Here is a 6020-nt window from a genome sequence, read left to right as displayed (position 1 = left end):
ACCCTCGGCCCACCCAGTACCATCGGCCGCACCGGAGAACGAACGACACCGCCCATCCGACGAAAGCCCCTGCTGCCTGGAGAACTCCACGAACAATTCCGGTGTCGCCATCACGGTCGCGCCACCGACCAGAGCCAGCTCGCACTCCCCCGACCGCACCGCCTGCCCCGCCAGATGCAACGCGACCAACGACGACGAACACGCCGTATCCACGGTGACCGCAGGGCCCTCCAGTCCCAGCGCGTAGGACACCCGCCCGGACGCGACGCTCGGTGCGGTGGCGGGAATGCCATTGCCCGTCGCGCCGTACCTTGCCAACGAGGCGACACCGACATAGACACCGGTGCTGGTACCGCGCAGCGTCTCGGGGTCGATGCCCGCGTCCTCCAGCGCTTCCCAGGACACCTCGAGCAGTTGGCGCTGCTGCGGATCCATACCGAGCGCTTCGCGGGGACTGATGCCGAAGAAGCCCGCATCGAATTCACCTGCCCCATAGAGGAATCCGCCAGAACGCGTGTACGACTTACCCGGCACGCCGGGCCGCGGGTCGTACAGCGCGTCCAGATCCCAGCCGCGTTCGCGGGGAAAGTCCCCGATGACGTCGGAGGCGGAATCGACCATCTCCCACAATCCGTGCGCGGATGTGACACCTCCCGGGTACCGACAGCCCATGCCGACGATCGCCAACGGTTCCGGTGTGGACTTCGCGAGCAGGTTCCGGTTCTCCCGCCGCAGTCGCTCCACCTGTTTCATCGAGGCGCGCAGCGCGTCGACCAGGTTCGAATCGGTGACGCCCGTCATTTGTTTTCCTCCACGGCAGATTCGTGCTCATCGAACAGCTCGGCGTTCAGGGCACGGCGGATCAGACTTTCGGCATCCATGCCATCGATGTCCTCGTCATCGGCCGCGTCGCCGACAGCGACGGGGGTGCCCGCGAGTTCCATCAGGCTGCTCAACAGCCCCGTTTCCCGCAGGGTGGACAGCGGAATCGCGAGGAGCAATCGCCGCACCTCGGACTCTTCCTCCGAGGATCGATCGGACGTCGCCGCTGCGGAATCCGCGGTCAGGTCTCGAACGAATCGGGCGAGCACATCGGCGTTGGGATAGTCGAACATGAGGGTGGTTGGCAGGGCAAGGCCGGTCGCGACGTTCATGCGATTGCGGAACTCGACAGCGCCCAGCGAGTCGAAGCCCAATTCCTCGAACGGCTTTCGCGCTTCTATAGCGCTCGAGCCGGAATGTCCGAGTACCGCGGCGGCCTGCTCGCGCACCAGGTCCAGTACGAGTTCGTAGCGGCGCTCGTCGCTCAGACCGGTCAACCGCTCCAGCAGGCCGTGCTCGGCAGTCTCGTCAACCGCGGTGACCTTCGGACGCAGGAGCCCGACGAGCCCCGTCAGCAGGATCGGCAACCTCTGCTGTTCGGCCAGGGCGCGCAAGGTCAGGCGGTCCAAACGGGCAGGGACCAGCAGGGCACGGCCGGAGGCCAGCGCGGCGTCCCAGAGCGCCAGACCCTCGGTCACCGTCATCGCGACCAGCCCCGTGCGCTGCATTCGCGCCACGTCGCCGTCGGACAATCTGCCCGTCATCCCGGTCTCGTGGTCCCACAGTCCCCACGCCAGGGAAACGCCCGGAAGTCCGCGCGACCGCCGATAAGAAACCAATCCGTCCAGGAAGCGGTTGCCCGCCGCATAATTCGCCTGGCCCGCGGTGCCAAGTACCCCCGCGATCGAGGAGAACACCGCGAACAACGACAGATCCAGCCCCGCCGTCGCCTCGTGTAGATTCCAACCGCCATCGACCTTCGGTGCCAGCACGGTCCGCAGCCGATCGGCGTTCAGTGACCCGATCACCCCGTCATCGAGCAGACCTGCCGCGTGCACCACACCCGCCAGCCGCCCGGACGCGAGGATGCGAGAGACCAGATCGCCCACGGCGGCTCGATCCGCGACGTCACATGACTCCACCCGAACCCGTGCACCGGCGGAGCGCAGACGCTGCACCAGCGCGCCCACTTCGGGTGTGCCGGGGCCGCTGCGACTGGTCAGAACCAGATCCCGCACCCCGTGCGCATCGACCAGATGCTGGGCCAGCACCGCGCCCAAACCGCCCGTCCCGCCGGATATCAGCACCGCGCCTTCGGAGACGGGCGGCGTAACGGTGAGCACGAGCTTGCCGATGTGCCGAGCTTGGCTCAGGTATCGCAGTGCCTCGGAGACATTCTCGACACTCCACTGCATGACGGGCGGAGGCTCGAGCAGGCCCCGGTCGAAGAGTTCGACGAGTTCGGTCAATATCCGCTGGATGACGTCGGGACCGGCGCGCAAGAGATCGAAAGGCTGATAGTCCACCCCCGGGTACTTCGCGGCGATCACCTGCGGATCCCGGGGATCGGTCTTGCCCATCTCCATGAAACTGCCGCCGCGTGGCATCAGCCGCATCGAGGCATCGACGAATTCGCCCGCGAGCGCGTCGAGCACCACGTCCACACCACGACCGCCGGTGGCCGCCAGGAATTTCGACTCGAAATCCAGTGTGCGCGAGTTGCCGATGTGGTTCTCGTCGATCCCCATCGACCGCAGAACACCCCACTTCGCCGGGCTCGCGGTGGCGAAAACCTCGGCACCGCGAAATCTTGCGAGCTGCACCGCGGCATGTCCCACACCACCGGTGGCGGCATGAACGAGAACGCGATCGTGTGCGCCGAGCCCGGCCAGTTCGAACAGACCGAGGTACGCGGTGGCGAAGGCCACGGGGATGGCGGCGGCCTGAGCGAAGGACAGCCCGGACGGAATTCGCACGAGCAGCCGCTGATCGGTGGTCGACTCCGATCCCACCCGATCCTCGAAGACGCCCATGACGCGGTCTCCGGGCGCGAATCCGGTTACACCCGGCCCGACCTGCGTGACCACGCCCGATGCTTCACTGCCGAGCATGGCGTCCGCGCCCGGATACATGCCGAGTGCGATCAGCACATCGCGGAAGTTCAGACCGACAGCCCGCGTCGCGATGCGCACCTGACCCGCCGCCGGTGGCTCGGGAACCGATGACAGCAGGCGGACGTTGTCGAGTGTCCCCGCCTCGGTGACGTCCAGCAGCCATGGACCTGCGCCAGGAACGACCGCCGCCGCGTCCACCCGTTCGAGCCTGGGTACCAGAATCTCATCACCGCGCAGCGCGATCTGCGACTCCTCGACGGGAACCCGCGTCAGCACTCGGCCGACAGCGCTGCCGTCAATCGGAACATCGCTGTCCAGCAGCGTGATTCGGCCGGGAAATTCGGATTGCGCCGAAGACACCAGGCCCCACACCGCCGCGCCCGCGGGATCGGCGACGGCACGACCGCCGGTATCTACCGCGCCACAGGTGAGCACTACCAGCCGCGTCGCGGACCGGCGAGCGTCGGCCAGCCATTCTCGAAGCACGGCCAGCGTGCGCCCGGTCAGCGCATGCGCGCGCTCCGCCATGTCGAAACCGGTCGTGGCGGCAGCTTTTCCGCGATCGACGGCGCAGCGTATTGCCACGACCTCACGCACCGCCCCGCGCGATTCCTCGGCGTTCGTCAACCGTGAGAGGCAGTCGGGGTCGGCGAGATCGGCGACTCGAACCGCGGCGATCCGGTCCGGGGCGACCTCGGCGCCGACCGATATCCAGCGCATGTGGTGCAAGCCGTCGGCCGCCGTTGCGGCCAGGGCGCCGGCCAGCCTCTGGGCCGAAATCGGCCGCAGTGACAGCGATTCCACCGTCATGACGGGTCGCCCGGCCAGGTCTGCCACGTCCAGGGATACCCTGCCGGGTGCGATGACGCGCAGCCGCGCTCGAACCTTGGTCGCGCCCTGGGCGTGCAGCCGCACACCCGACCAAGCGAACGGCAGCACCACCTCGTCATCGTTTCCCGACGTGAGCAGCACGGCCTGAAACACCGCATCGAGAAGTGCCGGGTGGATGCCGAATCCAGGAGTGACGCCGGCCTCCGGCAGGATCGCCTCGACGAAGGTGTCGACATCGCGGCGCCACACGCGGGACAGCCCCTGGAACACCGGCCCATACCGATATCCCCGCTGCGACAGGCTTTCATACGCTCGGTCGAGATCCATCGCACGGGCGTCGGCGGGCGGCCAGGACCGTAGCTCGGGTACCGGCCGGGGAGCCGATACCAGCGGTGTGATGAGCCCTTCGGCATGGGTCGACCAGGCGCGCGCGTCGATATCGACTGTATCGCCGTGTGTTTCGGACTCCGAGCGGGCGTAGATCGTGACCGCTCTCGCCCCTTCGGAATCCGGCTCGTCGACGATGATCCGCAGCGCGACGGGCACATCGGTGAGCAGCAGCGGTGCGGTTATCGTCAGTTCTCGCACCGTCGCACAGCCAACCCGCTCGGCCACCGCCGTCACGAGATCGACGAAACCCGTACCGGGCAACAGAACTCGATCGAAGACGGCATGGTCGGCCAGCCACGGCATCGCGGCGCGTGACAGGCCGCCGGTCACCACCAGCCTGCGGCTGTCCGGCGACTCCACCACCGCTTGCAGCAGCGGATGGTCCACTGCGGGCAGGCCGAGCCCGGCCGCCTGCGTCCGCGACGGCTGCGCGCGCCAGAACCGCTGCCGATCGAAAGCGTACGGCGGCAACGGCACGCGGTGGCCGCCGGAAGCAGCGGTGACCGCGCTCCAGTCCACCACACCCCCCGCGGTGAACAGCCGCGCGACGGCGGTCAGCAATGCCGTCGGCTCCGGCACGCGGGCGCGCAGGCCGGCGATGGCGACCGTGGTCGCGGGATCGGCGGATTCACCGATCATCGAGGTCAGTGCCGCCCCCGGACCTACCTCGAGGAAACGAGACACACCCGAGGCGGTCATGGCCGCGACACCGTCGGCGAATCGCACCGGCTCGCGCACATGCTGCACCCAGTACTCCGGTTCGGCATAGCCGGGTCCGGCCGGTTGCCCCGTCAGGTTCGATAGCACCGGGAGGGTCGGTTCCGATACGGAGGTCTGCGCGATCTCGGCCGCGAATTCCTCCAGCATCGGGTCCATCAGAGCCGAGTGGAACGCATGTGAGACGCGCAGCCGGGTCGTCTTGTGACCGCGTTCGGCACAGGTCTTCGCGATCGCCTCGACCGCGGTGACTTCACCCGAGATCACCAGCGACATCGGCCCGTTCACCGCCGCGATGCTCGCGGTGGACGACACCAGATCTTCGATGTCGGCCTCACGAGCACCGATGGCGATCATGGCCCCGCCCTCGGGCAGTGCCTGCATGAGCCTGCCACGCACCGTCACCAATCGCGCCGCGTCCGCCGCCGACAGCGCTCCGGCCACATGCGCGGCGGCGATCTCGCCCACGGAGTGCCCCATGACCGCGTCCACCGCGACGCCCCAGGACCTCAGCAGCCGGAAGAGCGCGACTTCGACGGCGAACAGCGCAGGCTGCGCATACCGCGTCGAACGCAGCAGCGCTTCGTCGCTTCCCCACATGACCTCGCGCAGTGGACGATCCATCCACCGATCCAGTTCCACCAAGACTTCGTCGAGCGCCGCGGCGAACACCGGGAACGCATCGGCCAGCTCTTTGCCCATTCCGAGGCGCTGGGAACCCTGTCCCGAGAACACCAACCCGGTGCGACCCGGTGCCGACCGGCCCGTCACCACGCCCCCCGCGCTGCCCTGCGCGTGCACCGCCTCCAGTCCCGACAGCAGTTCCGCTGTGCCGGAGCCCAATACGACGGCCCGGTGCTCGAACAGCGATCGACCGGCCAGGGATACCGCCACGTCCGCAGCCGACAGCGTGCCCGAGGCGCAAAAACGCCGCAGCCGGTCTGCCTGCCCGCGCAGCGCCCCCGGGGACTTCGCGGATATCACCCATGGCAGCAACCAGGGGGCGGAGATCGGCGAATCCCTCATCACCGCTGAGCTTTCGGTGAGAGCAGGTGCCTCTTCGAGGATGACGTGGGCGTTGGTACCCGAAATCCCGAACGACGACACCCCCGCACGCCGCGGACGACCATATCGCGGCCACTCCCG

General features: G+C 68.1%; 2 protein-coding genes. Both read right to left on the bottom strand.

All coding sequences use genetic code 11. The features are described from left to right. Positions 1-801, bottom strand: an 801-nt coding sequence (locus tag ABZS43_RS36385; protein ID WP_355040562.1) for a beta-ketoacyl synthase N-terminal-like domain-containing protein, incomplete at its 3' end; no start/stop codon positions are given. Then, positions 798-5900 (bottom strand): type I polyketide synthase, encoded by a 5103-nt coding sequence (locus ABZS43_RS36380; RefSeq protein ID WP_355040561.1) that lies wholly within the window; start codon positions 5898-5900, stop codon positions 798-800. The genes ABZS43_RS36385 and ABZS43_RS36380, both read right to left, overlap by 4 nt. Between the last annotated feature and the right edge of the window lie 120 nt (positions 5901-6020).

This window comes from Nocardia sp. NPDC005366 (assembly GCF_040606855.1).
Lineage (GTDB): Bacteria > Actinomycetota > Actinomycetes > Mycobacteriales > Mycobacteriaceae > Nocardia.
Note: the sequence above shows the minus strand (reverse complement) of the source record. Positions and strands in the feature narration are given on the sequence as shown.

Bases quoted from the DNA above. Each gene is read 5' to 3' on its own strand.
- ABZS43_RS36380 (WP_355040561.1), bottom strand. From the start codon at position 5,900: ATGAGGGATTCGCCGATCTCCGCCCCCTGGTTGCTGCCATGGGTGATA.